Source organism: Bradyrhizobium sp. PRIMUS42 (assembly GCF_023006515.1).
In the GTDB taxonomy this organism is placed as follows: Bacteria; Pseudomonadota; Alphaproteobacteria; order Rhizobiales; family Xanthobacteraceae; genus Bradyrhizobium.
Genome location: NZ_JALBGZ010001312.1, coordinates 1 through 872 on the forward strand (window position 1 = coordinate 1; position 872 = coordinate 872).

Below are 872 nucleotides of genomic sequence, written 5' to 3' on the forward strand. Positions count from 1 at the left end.
CGATGCAGGATCTCGCCGCCGGCGGCCTCGACCTCACCACCTGCTCGGTGCCGGAGGCGCGTGCCATCATCGAGGCGGGCAAGGCGAAGAGCCTCGCCATCATGGCCCCCGCGCGCAATCCGGTGTTCAAGGACGTGCCGACGCTGAAGGAGGCGATGGGCATCGACTACGCAACCGGCGCCTGGCGCGGCATCGGTGCACCGAAGAACCTGCCGCCGGAGATCGCAACCAAGCTCACCGCGGCGCTGAAGAAGGTCTACGAATCCGCCGAGTTCAGGGACTTCATGAGCAATCGCGGCTTCGGCACGGTCTGGGGCGATGCCACCCAGTTCGCAGGCTTCATGGACAAGGGCGACGCCCAGATGGGCGAAGCGATGAAGGCGGCTGGCCTGAGCAAGGCGTGATCCGGTACTGCGACGCTCAGATCGCCTCTCCCGCGCGCCTGTCCGCCGAAGCCTTGGCGAAGGCGGATGCGGGGGAGAGGTCGAATTCGAGCTTCGCTCGAATTCGGGTGAGGGGGAGCCTTCACGAGTCCAACTCTCACCGTTCTCGCGGAGACTCCCCCTCACCCCAACCCTCTCCCCGCAAGCGGGGCGAGGGAGACGAACACTCATAGGACTCCTCTCATGCGTCTTCCCGACTCCGTCACGGGATCGTTTCTCGTCGCGCTCGGCGCGGCGGCTGCCTATGGCGGCTGGATCTTGCCGCCGGTGCCGGGCCAGCCGGTCGGCCCCAACGTGTTTCCGCTGGTGATCGGCACGGGGCTGGCGAGTCGACGGTGACCGGCTTCGTGCGTTCGGTGCTGGAGCAGGAATCGAGCATGCCTCCCCGCTGGACCATCACCATTATCCCGAACGGGCCGAAGGAAGAAA

2 protein-coding genes are annotated in these 872 nt (G+C 66.5%); both read left to right on the forward strand.

Annotated features, from left to right (window positions below):
- The coding region (locus MOV75_RS39955; RefSeq protein ID WP_247008348.1) for a tripartite tricarboxylate transporter substrate-binding protein at positions 1–404 on the forward strand (404 nt) is incomplete at its 5' end.
- Positions 405–626: 222 nt separating this feature from the next.
- Positions 627–782, forward strand: a complete 156-nt coding sequence (locus tag MOV75_RS39960; RefSeq protein WP_247008349.1) for a hypothetical protein — start codon at positions 627–629, stop codon at positions 780–782.
- The last annotated feature ends 90 nt before the right edge of the window (positions 783–872 follow it).